This is a genomic window from Isoptericola hypogeus (assembly GCF_039531145.1).
Taxonomy (GTDB): Bacteria; Actinomycetota; Actinomycetes; order Actinomycetales; family Cellulomonadaceae; genus Isoptericola; species Isoptericola hypogeus.
Genome location: NZ_BAAAPM010000030.1, coordinates 1 through 562, shown reverse-complemented (window position 1 = coordinate 562; position 562 = coordinate 1). Strand labels below are relative to the sequence as shown.

Annotated in this window: 1 protein-coding gene; it reads left to right on the top strand. The window is 69.9% G+C overall.

Features of this window, described 5'->3' with window-relative positions; genetic code table 11:
- Positions 1–527 (top strand): hypothetical protein (locus tag ABD254_RS21325; protein WP_344251003.1); only part of this gene is annotated, 527 nt, incomplete at its 5' end.
- Between the last annotated feature and the right edge of the window lie 35 nt (positions 528–562).

Genomic DNA, 562 nt, shown 5'->3' with positions numbered 1-562 from the left:
ATTGGTCTGTGATCGCGGCGGTGCTCGCCGCGCTGACGCTCGGGTGCGTGCTCTGGCAGATCCTGCGGTTCGAGGCGACGCAGCCGACGTTCGGATGGGCCGTGCGGTTCGAACCCGCCCGTGAGGCCGTGGACGGCCAGCGCACAGTCCGTGTCGCGTTCCGACCGACCGGGCCTGTCGTGATCCACGAGGTCGAGGCGATCGACTGGGGGCACGCACGCATCGCGGTCGAGACCGAGCGGGCGCGGATGGACTGTGACTCCGACGAGCTCGTCGCGGTCGCGACATGGCGCGATGGCAAGGAGGCGTACGTCGGATTCACCTGGCTGACCCCCTCCCTGCTCATGAAGAAGCCGATCCGTCAGGCGCTCCGGGTGGATCTGCGCGACGGGAGCCTTCACCGGTGGCGGTGGCACCGTCTCCCGCGTCCCAGGGGTCGCGCCCAGGGGCGATGGATCGCCTGGACGCCCGGCCAAGCACGACGTACTCATGTCCCCGACCTGTGGGGGATGCCCGGTAGTAGATGACCGTCCGCTCGCCGGCGACGACGAGGCCGTGCCAA